The organism is Nocardia sp. NPDC058058, assembly GCF_042885355.1.
Classification (GTDB): Bacteria; Actinomycetota; Actinomycetes; order Mycobacteriales; family Mycobacteriaceae; genus Nocardia.
Genome location: NZ_JBHVSA010000003.1, coordinates 593086 through 607576, shown reverse-complemented (window position 1 = coordinate 607576; position 14491 = coordinate 593086). Strand labels below are relative to the sequence as shown.

Annotated in this window: 16 protein-coding genes; 3 read left to right on the top strand and 13 right to left on the bottom strand. The window is 64.6% G+C overall.

All coding sequences use genetic code 11. The features are described 5' to 3' along the window. Positions 1-14: 14 nt before the first annotated feature. From ACFVUS_RS26355 to ACFVUS_RS26295, 13 genes are all read right to left on the bottom strand, one after another. Entirely contained in the window at positions 15-1217 is a 1203-nt protein-coding gene (locus ACFVUS_RS26355; protein ID WP_387771778.1) for a TetR/AcrR family transcriptional regulator, read from the bottom strand. A gap of 133 nt (positions 1218-1350) precedes the next feature. Beyond that, complete coding sequence (locus tag ACFVUS_RS26350; RefSeq protein ID WP_387771775.1) at positions 1351-2571, bottom strand: TetR/AcrR family transcriptional regulator; 1221 nt, start codon at positions 2569-2571, stop codon at positions 1351-1353. Positions 2572-2585: 14 nt separating this feature from the next. After that, positions 2586-3266 carry a hypothetical protein gene (locus ACFVUS_RS26345; protein ID WP_387771772.1) on the bottom strand — a complete coding sequence of 227 codons (681 nt, stop codon included), beginning with the start codon at positions 3264-3266 and terminating at the stop codon, positions 2586-2588. A gap of 10 nt (positions 3267-3276) precedes the next feature. After that, the gene (locus ACFVUS_RS26340; protein WP_387771769.1) at positions 3277-4455 is read right to left on the bottom strand and encodes an MCE family protein; all 1179 of its coding nucleotides are present in this window, start codon (positions 4453-4455) and stop codon (positions 3277-3279) included. Beyond that, positions 4452-5585 (bottom strand): MCE family protein, encoded by a 1134-nt coding sequence (locus ACFVUS_RS26335; protein WP_387771766.1) that lies wholly within the window; start codon positions 5583-5585, stop codon positions 4452-4454. The genes ACFVUS_RS26340 and ACFVUS_RS26335 overlap by 4 nt, the downstream gene beginning before the upstream one ends. Next, complete coding sequence (locus ACFVUS_RS26330) at positions 5582-6688, bottom strand: MCE family protein (RefSeq protein WP_387771763.1); 1107 nt, start codon at positions 6686-6688, stop codon at positions 5582-5584. The genes ACFVUS_RS26335 and ACFVUS_RS26330 overlap by 4 nt, the downstream gene beginning before the upstream one ends. Continuing rightward, positions 6688-7707, bottom strand: a complete 1020-nt coding sequence (locus ACFVUS_RS26325; protein ID WP_387771760.1) for an MCE family protein — start codon at positions 7705-7707, stop codon at positions 6688-6690. Before ACFVUS_RS26325 ends, ACFVUS_RS26330 begins: the two co-directional genes overlap by 1 nt. Next, on the bottom strand, positions 7704-8726 hold the full coding sequence (locus tag ACFVUS_RS26320) for an MCE family protein (RefSeq protein WP_387771757.1): 1023 nt from the start codon (positions 8724-8726) through the stop codon (positions 7704-7706). The genes ACFVUS_RS26325 and ACFVUS_RS26320 overlap by 4 nt, the downstream gene beginning before the upstream one ends. Beyond that, the gene (locus ACFVUS_RS26315; RefSeq protein WP_387771754.1) at positions 8723-10120 is read right to left on the bottom strand and encodes an MlaD family protein; all 1398 of its coding nucleotides are present in this window, start codon (positions 10118-10120) and stop codon (positions 8723-8725) included. Before ACFVUS_RS26315 ends, ACFVUS_RS26320 begins: the two co-directional genes overlap by 4 nt. 10 nt (positions 10121-10130) lie before the next feature. Further along, positions 10131-10994, bottom strand: a complete 864-nt coding sequence (locus tag ACFVUS_RS26310) for an ABC transporter permease (protein WP_387771751.1) — start codon at positions 10992-10994, stop codon at positions 10131-10133. A gap of 1 nt (position 10995) precedes the next feature. After that, complete coding sequence (locus tag ACFVUS_RS26305) at positions 10996-11814, bottom strand: MlaE family ABC transporter permease (protein WP_387774696.1); 819 nt, start codon at positions 11812-11814, stop codon at positions 10996-10998. Positions 11815-12087: 273 nt separating this feature from the next. Further along, positions 12088-12276 (bottom strand): hypothetical protein, encoded by a 189-nt coding sequence (locus ACFVUS_RS26300; protein WP_387771748.1) that lies wholly within the window; start codon positions 12274-12276, stop codon positions 12088-12090. Then, a complete protein-coding gene (locus ACFVUS_RS26295) occupies positions 12277-12501 on the bottom strand; it encodes a hypothetical protein (protein ID WP_387771745.1) in 225 nt (74 codons plus the stop codon). It abuts the gene before it with no gap. A 271-nt stretch (positions 12502-12772) separates the two neighbouring features. On the opposite strand from ACFVUS_RS26295, the gene ACFVUS_RS26290 reads away from it, so the two are divergent. From ACFVUS_RS26290 to ACFVUS_RS26280, 3 genes are read left to right on the top strand one after another with little or no spacing between them, the layout of a single operon-like run. Beyond that, positions 12773-13510, top strand: coding sequence for an oxygenase MpaB family protein (locus ACFVUS_RS26290; RefSeq protein ID WP_387771742.1), 738 nt, complete (start codon positions 12773-12775; stop codon positions 13508-13510). A 49-nt stretch (positions 13511-13559) separates the two neighbouring features. After that, positions 13560-14018, top strand: a complete 459-nt coding sequence (locus ACFVUS_RS26285) for an SRPBCC domain-containing protein (protein ID WP_387771739.1) — start codon at positions 13560-13562, stop codon at positions 14016-14018. 9 nt (positions 14019-14027) lie between these two features. After that, entirely contained in the window at positions 14028-14480 is a 453-nt protein-coding gene (locus ACFVUS_RS26280) for a hypothetical protein (RefSeq protein ID WP_387771736.1), read from the top strand. Positions 14481-14491 lie beyond the last annotated feature (11 nt).

The window sequence follows — 14491 nt, the reverse complement described above, 5'->3', positions numbered from 1 at the left end:
AAGAGGTTGGGGCGCTAGCCGAATAGCACCGTGCGCATCAGGTAGGCGACATGCACCTCCGCGCACGCCGGATGCGCCGAACCGAATCGGCGGCCCAGATCGACCACGAGCGCCAGCGCGGAATGCACCAGCAGTCGCGCCTCGGCGGCGGTCAGTTCGGGACGTGCGGCGACCAGCAGCCTGGCCCACTCTTCCACGTTGAGGCGCTGCACATTTCGCAGCAGTGTGCGCTCGGCGGGTTCGACATTGCCGATCTCCGCGTAGTAGACGAAAGTCAGTTCGCGCTCGGTGAAGGAGCCCGCCACGTACTGCTCGATCAGGGTGGTCAGGGCCTGCTCGGGGGAAGTGGAGCTCGCTACCGCCGGGCCGACCGCATCGGAAACGAGCTTGGCGGCGCGGCGGAACGCGGCGGTGAGGATATCGCCCTTGCTGCGGTAGTACCGGTAGACCGCGGACGGTGCGGGCAGACCCGATGCCTCGGCAATGTCCTCGACGCTGACATTCGGGTAGCCGCGTTCATGGAAGAGCTCGATTGATTTGCGCAGCAATAGATCCGGGGTGAAGATCGTCCCCGGATCCGGTGGTGGGGCGGCGACGGGCACCGATACGGGTCCGGGTAGCTCGCCGTGCGATACCGCGATACAGGCCGCGTGTAGTCGACGGTTCAGGGCCTTCACCGGAAGCGTCACATGGTGGTCGCCGATACTGGTGATAATGCTGTAAAGCGATTGCGACAGAACGGCATTGGAGTCCTCGCTCAACTCCGGCCGGAGTTCGGCGAGCAATGCCCGCATCCCGCGATCGGCCGCCGCGAGTTCCGCGCCGAGCTCGCGCCGATCCTCGGCGGTCAGATATCGTCCCTGCCAGCGCAGCAGTGCCGCGCTGCGCCGATGCGCTATCGAGGCCGCGATCAGCGAATCGATCATCACGCGCACCCGATCGGCGGCGGGCAGCTCCGAATCGCCCGCGGGCAGCGCGACCGCCTGTAGGCATACCGAACTCAGTCGCAGCATCTCCTCGCGGAAGAGCGCGTACTTACTGGGGTAGTGCCGGTACAGCGCGGTGGAACTGATATCGAGCTGGGAGGCTATCTCCTCCATGCTCACGCCGTGATAGCCGAGCGTGCTGAATGCCTCGGCGGAGGTGGCGGCGATCATCGCGCGCCGGTTCTTGGGTCGGCGGCGCACCGGGCGCGGCTGTCCGGAGGCGGCTGGCATGGACGCGATGTTACGGCAGCGAACAGTGCTGTTCGGCGTCATTCCGGCAACAGCATCAATTTGAATGAAAACTCACATATGTGTAGCAAATGACACTTGACGAACGATATTCGGGATCTTCCACTCAGAAGGCTCAATAACTTACTGCCTCTGGCGGTGACTCCCAGAACAGCGCGATCTGCATGAGCCGGATGACCCAGCGTTGCGGGCACAGGTGCTCATCGTCGCCGTATACGCGCCCGAAGTCGACGACCAATCCCAGTGCCGCGTGTACCAGGACGTGCGCCTGGGCCGGGGAGAGCTCGGGCCGAGCCTCGATCAGCAGAGCCGCCCATTCGTCCACGACCAGGCGGCGCACCGTGCGCACCGGCTTGCGCTCCTCTACCGGAAGTTGTCCGGCCTCGGCGTAGTACACGTAGGCGAGTTCGCGTTCGGTGAGCGCCTCGGACGCGTAGTAGGTGACGATCTTGGATAGTGCTTCCGCGGCACCGGAGGATTCGGCGATGGTGGGGCCGATGATCGCCACCATACGATCGGTGACCCGCCGGAACGCGGTGGTGAGCAGATCGCCCTTGCTGCGAAAGTAGCGATACAGCGCCGACGCCGATTGCAGATCCGCCGCCAGCACAATGTCTTCCACGCTGACATTGGCGTAGCCGCGCTCGTAGAACAGGTGAATCGCCTGGCGCAGCATGAGCTCATGCTTGAGTGGTGAGGCGACCTCCACGCCGGGGCGATCCGAGATCGGTTCCGGCTCCGGCAGATCCGTCTCGACAATCGCCCAGCACAGTGAATCCAGCAGTGCGGCGAGTGATTTCGCCGCGAGTGCGACCCGATGATCGCCGATGCTGCTGACGGCGCTGAACATTCCGATGACGCGCACCCCGCATTCGCGCGCCGTCAGCTCCGGGCGCACCCCGGCGACCAGTTCCGACAGCATCGCCACCGCCGTCGCGAACCGTTCGTCGAGCGTGGCGCGATCGTCCGAGTCCAGGTAGCGGGCTTCCCAGCGCGCCAGCGCCACCGTCGGCCGATTGGCGATGGTTCCGGCGATGATCGCCTCGAGCGCGTGCCCGAGCCGCCGCTGCGGCGTCCACTGCTGGGCCTGCGGCGGCATGGTGACCGCCGCGACCGTCACCTCGGTCAGCCGGAACAGTTCCGCGGCGAAGATCGCGTACTTGCTCGGATAGTGCCGGTACAGCGCCGCGGACGTAATGCCCAGGCGCGCACCGATATCGGTGATGCTCACTTTGTGATAGCCGAGCTCGGCGAACGCGGCGGCCGAGGTCGCCGCGATCTGGGCGCGCCGATCCTTGGGGCGGTGACGCCGCACCCGCACCTCCTCGGAAGTCATTGCCCGGCTTCACATCACGACTGCGGCGGCTGAACCAGCGGCGAATTCAGCTTGTTGACCAGCCAGTGATCACCCGAATGCTCGAGGCGCATCACCATCGACAGCTGCCCCGGGGCGGGCTTGCCCTGCGTGCCCAGACTGGTGATGGTCTGCCCGATCACCACGATGGCCTCGGCGGAGTTCTGATCACCGGTGCGGATGGCGCACTGCACCTCATTGGCCTTGGCGACCACCTGGCCCTGCGTGAGCACATCCCGCAGATCCTTGCTGGTGTTGTCGAACTGGGTCTTCCATTCGCCGGTGGCGCCGGCCAGCACCGCGTTGAAGTACGCGTCCAGGTTCTTGGCGTCGTAGGTGACCAGCACCGGGGCGTACTTGCATGCCGCCGCGCGGGCGTCTTCCTGCGCGGCGAGCAGGTCGCTGTCGTGCTGGCTGCGCTGGAAGAAGAACACGCTCGACCCGATGGACGCGGCCAGCGCCACCACGGCGGCGGCGCGCAACGCGATGCGGCCACGCGGTCCAATTGACGGCAGAGTCGGTGTGCGCAGGCGCGGCTTCTTCTCGTCCGCGGTCTCTTTCGCCGGTTCCTTCGGATCGGTGGACTTCTGCGTCGCGACGGTGGATTCCGCTTCCGGCTCCACGGGCGTCTCCACCACGACCTCGTCGGGCTTGTCCTCGATTTCCTTGCCGCTCATGGGTTTTCTCCTATCGACCAGTGACGGGTTGGGACAGTTCGTTACCGGTCACACCGGGTGGCGCGCTCACGCCGTTGTCGGCGACGTCGGGACGCGGCGCATTGGCGGAACCGCGCACCTGCAATGCCGGATTGCTGGTGAGGCAGTAGTTGTAAAGCCGTGTCCGAGTGTCGGTTTGGGCATTGGTCGGCACCACCGGGATGGTGTCGTATTCGCACCAGGGACGCGGCCACGGATCCACCAGCGTGTGATAGCTGCCGTCGTGCGCCGGAATGCCCAGTGCCTCCGAGCCCGCCCGGATGGCGGGGAACAGCGCCGCGATCGCGGGCGCGCGCAGCTTCGCCGCCTTGGTGATGGCCACGAAGTTGGTGACCAGGTTGGTGATCGGATCCTTTGTCTCGGAGACGAATCCGCCGATGGTGGCGAGCTGATCGGGCCCGGTTTGCAACAGGTGCCGGACCTCGGCATCGGCGGCGGTCAGCTGCTGGAACAGCGCGGTGCCCGCGGCGGTGATGGTGCCCAGATCGGGTTGCGCGTGCGAGGTCGTCGCCCCGATGACGCTGAGGTTCTCCAGCAGCTGTTTGGTTTGGGGGAGTAGATCATTGAGGCCGGACATGGCCCGGCTGATCCCGGAAACCATATTGCGCAACCGATCCGGGCCGCCGGCGAGCGCCTTGTCGAGCTCGTCGACGATCACATTCAACCGGTCCGGGTTCATACCGCCGATGAAATCGCTGAGATTGGCCAGCACCGATTGGATCTGCACCGGGGTCTTGGTGCGGGTGCGGTCCACCACCGCGCCATCGGAAAGGTAAGGCCCGGAATCGGATTCGGGCCGGAAATCGAGATACTGCTCACCGGCGGCGGACAATCGCCCGACCGCGACCACACCGTCCGACGCGATATGCGCCGAATCGTCGATCTCGGCGACCGCGGCCACGCCGTCGCCCGCGACCTTGATCTCATCGACCCGGCCCACCCGCAGTCCGCGGAAGGTCACGTCATTGCCCGAGAGCAGTCCACCGGAGGTAGACAGCAACACCGTCACCTTGTAGGTGTGCGGAATCGGATTGAACCGCAGGACACTCGAACCGATATAGCCGCAGCCCAGTATCAGCACCACGATCAGTCCGACATTGGCGATGGCGATCCGGCTGCGCACCACCCAGTGCCACAGGGGAGTATTCATCGGCCACCGTCCTCGGTGGCGGGAGCCGGGGCGGCGGGAACCGGCTGCGGTGGACTCGTCAAACGTCCGAACACCTTCTCCAGCACCTGCACGAAACTGCCGATGAACGCGGGCACATCACTGAGTTCGGGCAGTCGGCTGCCGCTGGGATCGGTGAGCGCGCCGATGCTCAGATAGGACACCGTCGCCGCGATCGCCAGGGTCGGGCCCTTGAAACTGGCCATGAACGAGGGATAGAGCTGATGCAGCCCGTCCAGTGTCGCGGTCAGATCGGTCGACTGCGCGAATCCGGACATCAACTGCTGAATGCTGTTGAACAGATTGACGAAATCCCCGCCGGTGGTATCGCTGAAATCGTGCAGCGCGGCCATGGTGGTCGAGACCTTGGTGAGCAGATCCACGATGCGCTGATTGTTCTCGGTGAACAGTCCGATCAGACCCGGAAAGGTATCGGCGGCCTGGCCCAGTTCGGCCTTGCGGCTGGCGAGTTCACCGCCGAGCGTATTCAGCCCGGTCAGTACGCCGTCGATATCACCGGTGCGCTTGTTCAACGCCTCGATGGTGGCGGTCATCTCGGTGAGCAGATGCGCCAGTTGCGGTCCGCGCCCGGCGAACATGGAATTCAATTCGGTGGTGATCTTGGCGGCCTGATTGATGCCGCCGCCGTTGATCAGCATCGACACCGACATCATCAACTGCTCCACCGACGCACCCGTTGCGGTGGAGTCGGTGCCGATGGTGTCGCCCTGGTGCAGCAGCGGTCCGGCGTCCTGCGCCGAAGGCAGCGTCATGGCGACGAACACATCACCCAGCGGAGTGGCCTGACGCAGTTCGACCGTGGTGCCCTTGGGCAACTGAATGTCCTGTCGGATAAGCATTTCCACGTCGGCGATGAAATTGGTGGTCTTGATCTTGGTGACCACCCCGATATCGCTGCCGCCGATCTTCACGTGCGCGTGATCGGGCAGATTGAGCGCATCTCGGAACGAGGCGTGAATGGTGTAGCCGGGTGCGCCGATTCCGGGCTTGGGCATCGGCATGTTCTGCACGGTGACCGCGCACCCGGTGCTCCCGGCGAGGGTGGCGGCGGTAATGACCGCCGCCGCAAGGGATCTGGTTCGTGTGCTCATTTCATCTCCGTGATGCCCAGCAGGGCGGCGGTGAGCCCGAAGTCGGGACCGAAGTCGGCGATCTTGCCGGTGCGGCAGCCGTCCATGCGCATCTGGATGCGCTCGCAGAAGGTGGACAGCGCCTCGCTGTCCAGCACGATCTTGTCGAGCAGGCCGTGCAGGCGCAGCGCCTGATGTTCGCGGCTGGTGGCATTGGACAGGTTCTGGAACATGAGCGGGCCGACATCGACGATCTCGGTCAGGGAACGGGCATTGGCCCGCATCTGCCCGGCGATATCGACGAATCGGGTCAGCGCGCCCGCCAACTGCTCCCTGTTGTCCCCGACCAGGGCCGAGGTGTTGTTCAGGAAGTCGTTGAGCTGGGTCAGCACCGACTGCAACCCGGGAGCCTGCTGCCCGAGCAGATCCACCAACTGGGTGAGGGTGCCGCTGAAACTGCGGACAGTCTCGTCATTGGAGGCGATGATCTGGGTGATGTCGTTGAGCTTGACGATGGTGTTGGCGATCTGGTCCTTATTGGCCAGCGTCACCTCGAACGCCGAGGACAGCGCGTCCAGCGTCTCGCGCAGTTTGTCGCCATTGCCGTCCAGCAGCGGGAACAGCACCCGGCTGGCCATCGGCCCGGTCTCGTTATCGCCCTTGAGCGCGGCGCCGAGCTTGTCGAAATTCTCCAGAATCCGATCGAGCTCGACCGGAACCCGGGTGCGCGGCAACGGAATATGCGCATCGGCCGCCATGACCGGACCGTCGCCGGTGTAGGCGGGGGTGAGCTCCACGTGCCGATTGGTGATCAGCTGCGGATTCACCAGTGCGGCGAAGGCATCGGCGGGAATCTTGACCGTCGAGTCGACATTCATCACGACCTCGACGTAACCGCCACGCGGCGTGACAGATTCGACGCTCCCGATCGGAACACCGAGCACCGCAACCTCATTGCCCGCGTACAGGCCCGCGACGCTCTCGAAATCGGCGCTGATGCGCATGCGCTTGCCCAGATACTCATTGGGAATCGCGGTCAAACTATCGGGCAGCAGCCCACATCCGGCCGCCACCGTGGCCGCGCAGCACAGCGCGGCCAGTTTGGCGATAACGCGGCTCTTCATTACTTGCACCCCTGAATGGCCTGGGCGAAGCACAACCAGTTGTCCGGGAACAGCCACGGCGCGTACACCTCGCCGTAGGGGCCGTTGCCGAGCGCATTGTTGAACTGCCGCAACGCGACCGGCATGATCTCGTACAGCCGGTCGAGATTGTCCTTGTTCTTCTGCAGACCCTGGGACATGGTGTTCAGGTCCTGGATCAGCGGGCCGATCTGGTTGTTGTTCTCCAGCCCCATGTCCTGCAAGGTCTTGGACAGCGATGCCACATTGTCGAGCAGTTTGCGCAGCAGATCCTGGCGCTGCTGCACCGCGGTGCCGATGGCCTGGCCCTGGGTCAACAGCAGTAGCACGCTGTTCTGATTGTCCGAGGCCAGCTGAGAGACCTTGTCCATGCCCTTGAGCAGGCTGTCGACCGCATCGCGGCGATCATTGATGACCTTGGCGAGCGCGCCGATGCTGTCCAGCGCCTGCACGGCAAGCTGTGGGGAGTCACCCATCTGCTGATTGACCGTATCCAGGGCCTGGCGCAGCTTGGCCGGGTCGATGCCCTCGATGCGCTCGAACTGGTTCTTGTACTGCGGATCCTGGACCACCTTGCCCAGGTTGTACGGCACGGTGGTGCGGTCCAGGCGAATGCGGTTGCCCGGCAGCCCTTTTCCATCGCCGGGAGTCAGCTCGACGTGCAGGCGGCCCAGGATGGTGGACAGTTTGATACCGGCCGTCGCGTCCGCGCCCAAGCGCAGATCATTGCGGACCTTCATCTCCACCAGGACCTTGCCGTTGTCCAGGTGGACCGAACTCACCTGGCCGACATCGATTCCCGAGATATCGACGGTCGCACCGGATTTGAGTCCGGCGGCCTGGGCGAACTCGGCCTCGATGGTCTTATCGCCCAGACGCGCCTGTTTGATCGCGGTCGAGCCGACCAGCAGCAGCACGACCGTGAGCGAGGCCAGCACGCCCACGCGGAGATAGCGATTGCGCCAGGCGCTGAAGAGCATGTCGCGTGCGGTGGTAATCATCGGCACACCTCGGACTGGGCAGGGCCGCCGACCTGGGAGAACAGGCCCGGGGGCAAGAGCACGCCCCACAGCGAGACGTCCAGTCGGCAGATGTACGCGTTGGCGTACGCGCCGTAGCTGGTGAAGGTGGAGACGCGGTTCAGCATCGCCGGAAGCTCGACGGCGGCCTTATCCAGGGACGCTCCGTTGAGCAGCAGCAACGCCACGCCCGCGGTCGCGTCATTCTGCGCCCGTGCCAAACCGGGCTTGACCGCGCCGATGAGGGAGACGAGCGAGTCGGTGGCGGTGGCGACCTGATCGACCGAACTCTTGAGCGCTTCACCCTGCGCGTACAGACCCTGCATCAGGCTGCGCGCCTGGGTGATCAGCGTTTCGAGTTCGCTACTGCGATTGGCCAATCCGGAGATCACGCTGCTCAGGTTGGTCAGCACATCGCCGAGGATCTGATCGCGCTGCCCGAACGTGCCCGCCAGCTCGGCGGCCTGGGTGATCAGCGCGCTCATCGAGACGGTATTGCCCTGGAGCGCCTGAATCAGGGTGTCCGACAGCGAATTCACCTGATCCGGTTGCAGCACGCTGAACAGCGGTTCGAAGCCCGAGAGCATGGCCGAGACGTCGAAGGACGGTTCGGTGCGCTCGATGGGAATGGCGTCACCGGGGCGCATCGGGGATCCGGCGTCCTTGCCCGCGATCAGTGCGACATAGCGCTGTCCGATCAAGTTCTGATAGCGCACAAGGGCTTTCGTCGTGTTGGTCGGATGCTGGTCGTCCTCGATGCGGAAGTCGACCCGCGCCTTGTAGTCGTCGGTGAAATCGATCTTGTCCACCCGGCCCACCCGCACACCGGCCATGCGGATGTCATCGCCGATTCGCAGACCCAGCACATCGGAGAACACGGCCGAATAGCTGTGTGTGCCACCGGCGACCGAGCGCTGCAGCGTGGACCAGATGGTGTAGGTCAGCACCACCGCGACAATCGCGAACAGGCTGAACCCGATCGTTGCCCTACCGGATTTCACTGCTGTTCACCATCTTTCGCGTACGTGACGTGCCCACCGGCCAGCACCGGGCCGAGCAGCAGCACCTGCGCCATATTCGGTTCGCCGCCGACCATCGCCGCCACCGCGTCCTTACCGCGCAGCGCGGCCGGAGCGACGGTGCCGTTGCCGGACGGAGTGGTCGACGCCGGTGCGGTCAGACCCGGAATCTGCGGCAGGCCCGGAATCTGTAGCGGCGGCAGCCCGGGAACGCTGATCTGTCCCGGCGCCTGCGGTTGCGGCGCGGGCCCGGCCGAATTGAGATGTTGCGGCAGCAGCTGAGCCGGATAGTCCTGCGCCGGAGCGGAATCCGCGACGGTCGGGGTACCGCAGCGCGGGCCATACAGGTTCCCGTAGTGCGGGCAGTCCTTGGCCACGTACTGCTGGAACGGGGTCAGGCTCACATCCATGGTCCACACCATCTGCTTGTGCGGTCCGAAGCTGAATGTCGGCTGCAAACGTTGTAGTGCGGTATTGAGATTGGCGATCGAGTAGGGGATGGCCTGCGGATCCTGGGCGAGGCTGCCGAACAGCTCGTTCAAGCCCGACACCAGGAACTTGCCCGAATCGGGGTTGGCCGCGAACAATTCGTTCACCGAATCGATGGCGGTGCCACCGTTGGTCAGCAGGGCGACCAGGGCCGCGCGCTGTTCGGTGAGGGTCTTGGCGGTCGTCACCGATTGCGAGAGCACCTGCACCAATTGCGGTGCGGACTGGCTCACCGCGGTGGCGGCGCGGCCGAGATTGCCCAGCAGGTCACCCATTTCGGGGAGGCCGCGTACCTGGGTCATCCAATTGTCGAGGCGCTCGATGGTGGAACCGGGCACGCGGGCGCTGGGATCCAGGGCCGCGGCCAGCGTGGCGAGCACGCGGCCGAGCTTCTCGGGCTGGATATTGGACAGCACGGTGCGCAGCACATTCAGGGTGCTCTGCAACTGCACGGTGGCGGCGCTGGTGTCCTCGGCGATAGTCGCGCCCGCGCGCAGGGTCTGCGTGGTGGGCGTGGTGTCGACCAATTCGATGGCGGTCACGCCGAAGATATTGTTCGGGATGACGCGGGCGGTCACAGTCGCCGGAATCGTCTGGGCGATACCGGGTTTGAGCCACAGCGACGCGCGCTGGCTCGCGCCCTTGGACACGATGTCGACGCTGTCGACCCGGCCCACGACCATGCCGCGGAACTTGACATCGGCATTGGCGGGCAGGCCGTCGCCGGTGCTGGTCAAGGTCGCCACCACGGGCACCTTGTCCTCGAATCGGCCGTTGTAGCGCAGCGCCAGCAGGTAGAGCAGCGCCGCGATGGCGGTGAGCAGAACCAGGCCGTACAGGGAGAGTTGGCGGGCGGTGGGCCCGCGACCACTGGGGTCAAGAAGCATGTCGAATCACCTACCCCGAGATCCGGAATCCGGGGTCGATGCCCCAGATCGCAAGGGTCAGCAGCAGATTCACCGAGACCATGACGACAATGACCATCTTGATGGCGCGTCCGGCCGCGACGCCGACGCCCTCGGGCCCGCCGGTGGCGGTGTACCCGTAGTAGCACTGGATGAAAGTCGAGATCAGCACGAAGACAACGACTTTGAACAGCGACCAGAACACGTCCGGGCCGAGCAGGAATTGGTAGAAGTAGTGATCGTAGGTGCCCGCGGTGGTGCCGCCCAGGAACAGCACGGACAGCTTGGTGGCCAGGTACGCCACCGCCAGTCCGACGCTGTAGAGCGGGATGATGGTCAACGTCGCCGCGATCATCCGGGTCGTCACCAGGTACGGAAGCGGCCGGATGGCAATGGATTCCAGCGCGTCGATCTCCTCGGAGATGCGCATGGCGCCCAGCTGCGCGGTGAAACGGCAGCCCGCCTGAATGGCGACCGCCAGCGTCGCGATGACCGGCGCGAGTTCGCGGGTCGTGGCGAAGCCGGAGATCGCGCCGGTCAGCGGGCTCATGGTGAGCAGGTTCAGCGCGGTGAACGACTCCATACCGACTGTGACACCGGCGAATCCGCACAGCATGATCACCACGCCGATGGTGCCGCCGCCGACCACGAGCGAGCCGTTGCCCCAGCCGACATCGGCGGTCAGGCGCAACACCTCCTTGCGATAGTGCTTGAGCACGAACGGAACCGCGATGAACGCCTGAAAGAACGTGTACGCCTGGTGCCCGAGCCGCTGGTTGGCCTGCACCGGCGCGGCGACGGCACTGCCGAGTACGCGCACCGGTTTGAGCGCCGGGGGCGTGTAGGTGCTGCCCACCTCAGATCACCTTCGTGGGGAAGAGGGTGTTGTACAGCTGGGTCAGAATCACGTTGGTGGCGAACGTCATCAGCGCCGCGGTGACCACCGCGGAGTTGACCGCATTGGCCACGCCGCCGGGCCCGCCCTTGGCGTGCAGGCCGATATCGCAGGCGATCACCGAGGTGAGCAACCCGAAGACCGCCGCTTTGACCAGCGCGATCACCAGATCATTGGCAACCGCGAAGGAGGCGAACGAGGAGATGAACGAACCGGGTGTACCGGATTGGGCGTACACGTTGAACAGGTACGCGGTGGAGAAGCCCACGAACACGATGAACCCGCACAGCAGCATGCTCACCAGCACCGCCGCGGCCAGGCGGGGAGCGACAAGTCGTCGCACCGGATCCACGCCCATGACCATCATGGCGTCGATCTCCTCGCGAATGGTGCGTGAACCCAGATCGGCGGCAATGGCCGATCCGACCGCACCGGCCATCATGAGCGAGGTGACCAGCGGCGCACCCTGGCGAATGATGCCGAGCCCGGCCACCGCGCCGATGAAGGTGGTCGCGCCGACCTGATTCACCAACGCGCCCAACTGAATTGAGACCACCACCGCGATCGGCACCGCGACCAGCACGGTCGGAATCGCCGAAACGCTCGTCATGAACGCGGACTGCTTGATGAACTCGCGATACGGGAAGCGGCGCTGGAAAATCGATATGAGCAACTGCACCAACGCATCTCGGCCCAGGCTCACCTGTCGGCCGAGGGTCTCCAGCGACTGCTGGGGGTGGCGGCGCCACAGCTCGGTGGCGCTGGCACTGAATTTCTCCAGTTCGCCCGGTTCCGGGGCGCGCTCGCGCGCCGGCGCTCTTTCCGAAGTGGCAGTCACGGGTCGCCGATCCTTTCTAGCCGCTCACCGCCGCCGGAATATGGGATCGATCCCCCAGCGCTGGGGCGGAGCGTGTGAAGTGTTGCACACCACAGTGGTGCGGGACAAGAAATATGTAACTGATCATTCTTGTCGATGTGCCAGACTGCTCCCGCGCTTGACAACGGGAGCAGGTCACGACAAGTAATTACTCATTCGTCCGATGAAATCGGAGGATCAGGCCGTGCCGGAGAGCTGTCGCTCGAGCAGCACCAGGCCGAAGCCCACCACCGCGACGCCCGCCGCGACGGTGCTCAGCACCGCGAGCCAGAGGCCGAAGCGGAGTACGGGATTGACTTTCATACGCCCACCGAGGATCTTGACGCCGATCACCAGGATGTCGATGAGCCAGACCAGAATCATCATCTACGTCATGCACACATTCGAGAAGGTGAGCACCGGCCAGCACACGATCGATCCGAGGAATGAGATGATCACGTCGACGCCGTGCATCTGCTTGAGATGTGAAGTGTGCGTGAGGGTCCAGACCAGACCCACCAACCCGTAGGGGATTCCGAGAATGATCAGTGTGCCGAGGAACTCGGACACCTTCATCTCATAACTGAGTAGTCGATCCAGCCGCTTGAGCATCCGGGGTAATCCTTTCGCATTCCTGCCCGTTGGCAGCGGCGCGCTCGTCCTCTCGGTCGGCCGCGTCGTTGCCTCCCACACGCTCCACGCGGCATTGCGAAGAGCTGGCGCAGCGTATGTTACTCACAATTCACGCCGATGGAAGAGCCTTTCTGGACAACTTCGCTGAAGTTTTACCAGCAAGTCAGCGCAGGGCGCCGCTGGTTGACGTTCGATCGCGGCGGCTCTAAGTTATGTTCCATTCACATCGTTGCAATTGGGAGGGGCGGATGTGAGCGGACAATGGCGTGCCGGTGACCTACTGCGTCGGCAGCTGGGCGATCGACGCTTCCTGCTGCTGCTACCCCGAGCGGTCGGACTACAGATTCTGCATCCTGCCATCGCGACGGCGCTGGCGGAACACGCCACGAATCGGCTATGGGCGCATAAGAAGCGCGCGGTCACGCAGATGATCTACATGGCCTGTGCCGATCGGGACATGAGCTCGGTAATCCGCAACGCGCACGAACACGTGACCGGATACGACGAACACGGCGACCGCTACCACGCATTGCGTCCCGAGGTCTTCCTGTTCCAGCACGCGACTTACGTCGACGCGCTCATGACGGCCAGCGCCACCTTCGGCCCTCGAATCACCGAAGACGCACGCGTGCAACTGTATTCGGAATGCTGCGACTGGTACCGCTCACACGGCGTCAGCGATCGCCTGCTCCCCGGCACCTGGGCCGAGTTCACCGAATACTTCGACACCGCGTGCGCCACTCACCTCCACCTGGGAACCGCCGGAACCGCCCTTGCCGAGCAAGTCCTGCACCCCGACACCTGGATAGTCCGCTCGCTGCCGCGCGCGTCGATCCGAGCGATGCAACACAACCGCGCGAAAGAGTTGCTCGGCATCGACCCCACCCCTGCCGACCAACTCGCCCTGCGCGCACTGGCCGCAGCTACCCGCGCCGGATTCGCGCTATCCCCGCGTCGGATCCGCATGGTGCAACAGGCCAGACCGTGAGCACACGATTTCCCGACGACCAATTTCGGAGCAGGAGTGCGGTGACGCCATGGGATCCCTCGTAGTGACCAGGGTGGTGCCGAGCAGTCCGGAAGTGTTGTTCGACACCATCATTCAGCCCGCGGGGTGGGGCCGATGGTTCAGCATCCATCGCGACTTCATCGACGAACCGCCCGCACGGCTGCGCGAAGGTTCGACGCTGCTGTCCAAGGTGGTCATCCTGGGCATGGACAACGAATTCGAGTGGACCGTCGAAGTGCTCGACGCTCCGCATCGAATCGTGTTGCAGGGCAGTGGAAGATCCGGATTCCGAAGTGAATTCACCTATTGGCTGCAACCGTGCGACGCGGGTACGCGCCTGACGATCGGCGGCGTCTTCACCAGCCCGTACATCACCACCGCGCTGTCTCGCACTCTCGAGCGTCACGGGCAACTGGAGTTGATGCGCACGCTCGAACAGTTGGCCGCAGCCGTGACCGCCGGAGACGATCGCGCCGCCGAAAACTAGCCGACACCGATGCCTGCTGCGATCATGAGCCCGGTGTCGATGTGGTTGACGTTGGTCAAGGTGGATCCGATTGTTTTGGCGCGGGCGCTCGAGCGCCCCGACTTGCTGCAATCGCTGGTCGAGGATGCCGATTCCGGCGAGCACATCGACGGGTTTCGTCCGGATACGGACCGCCACGCCGAGGATCTGGGCAGTCTCATTCACATCGCCGAAGGCCGAGCGGAAGCGGAGGAGGGGATCGCCGATTGGGTTCTGGCATACCGCAATCTGGCCAGGGCCACCGGATTCGATCCCGACAGCGCACTCGACTCCGATGATCATGCGTTCGCCCTGGACCCTGCCGCTGTGCGCGCGGTAACCGAGGGATTGACGGCCGAAGGATGGACTCGTTTTCTCGGTCTCGGCCCGTTCTTGGTCGCCGCCGCACGCGAGGGGAAGGCCGTGCTCGGCGCGGTGAGCTGATGAACCGGCTG

Excerpts from the sequence above, each read along its gene's own strand:
- ACFVUS_RS26355 (WP_387771778.1), bottom strand. The coding sequence starts at position 1,217 with ATGCCAGCCGCCTCCGGACAGCCGCGCCCGGTGCGCCGCCGACCCAAG.
- ACFVUS_RS26350 (WP_387771775.1), bottom strand. The coding sequence starts at position 2,571 with ATGACTTCCGAGGAGGTGCGGGTGCGGCGTCACCGCCCCAAGGATCGG.
- ACFVUS_RS26345 (WP_387771772.1), bottom strand. The coding sequence starts at position 3,266 with ATGAGCGGCAAGGAAATCGAGGACAAGCCCGACGAGGTCGTGGTGGAG.
- ACFVUS_RS26340 (WP_387771769.1), bottom strand. The coding sequence starts at position 4,455 with ATGAATACTCCCCTGTGGCACTGGGTGGTGCGCAGCCGGATCGCCATC.
- ACFVUS_RS26335 (WP_387771766.1), bottom strand. The coding sequence starts at position 5,585 with ATGAGCACACGAACCAGATCCCTTGCGGCGGCGGTCATTACCGCCGCC.
- ACFVUS_RS26330 (WP_387771763.1), bottom strand. The coding sequence starts at position 6,688 with ATGAAGAGCCGCGTTATCGCCAAACTGGCCGCGCTGTGCTGCGCGGCC.
- ACFVUS_RS26325 (WP_387771760.1), bottom strand. The coding sequence starts at position 7,707 with ATGATTACCACCGCACGCGACATGCTCTTCAGCGCCTGGCGCAATCGC.
- ACFVUS_RS26315 (WP_387771754.1), bottom strand. The coding sequence starts at position 10,120 with ATGCTTCTTGACCCCAGTGGTCGCGGGCCCACCGCCCGCCAACTCTCC.
- ACFVUS_RS26300 (WP_387771748.1), bottom strand. The coding sequence starts at position 12,276 with ATGATGATTCTGGTCTGGCTCATCGACATCCTGGTGATCGGCGTCAAG.
- ACFVUS_RS26295 (WP_387771745.1), bottom strand. The coding sequence starts at position 12,501 with ATGCTCAAGCGGCTGGATCGACTACTCAGTTATGAGATGAAGGTGTCC.
- ACFVUS_RS26285 (WP_387771739.1), top strand. The coding sequence starts at position 13,560 with ATGGGATCCCTCGTAGTGACCAGGGTGGTGCCGAGCAGTCCGGAAGTG.
- ACFVUS_RS26280 (WP_387771736.1), top strand. The coding sequence starts at position 14,028 with ATGCCTGCTGCGATCATGAGCCCGGTGTCGATGTGGTTGACGTTGGTC.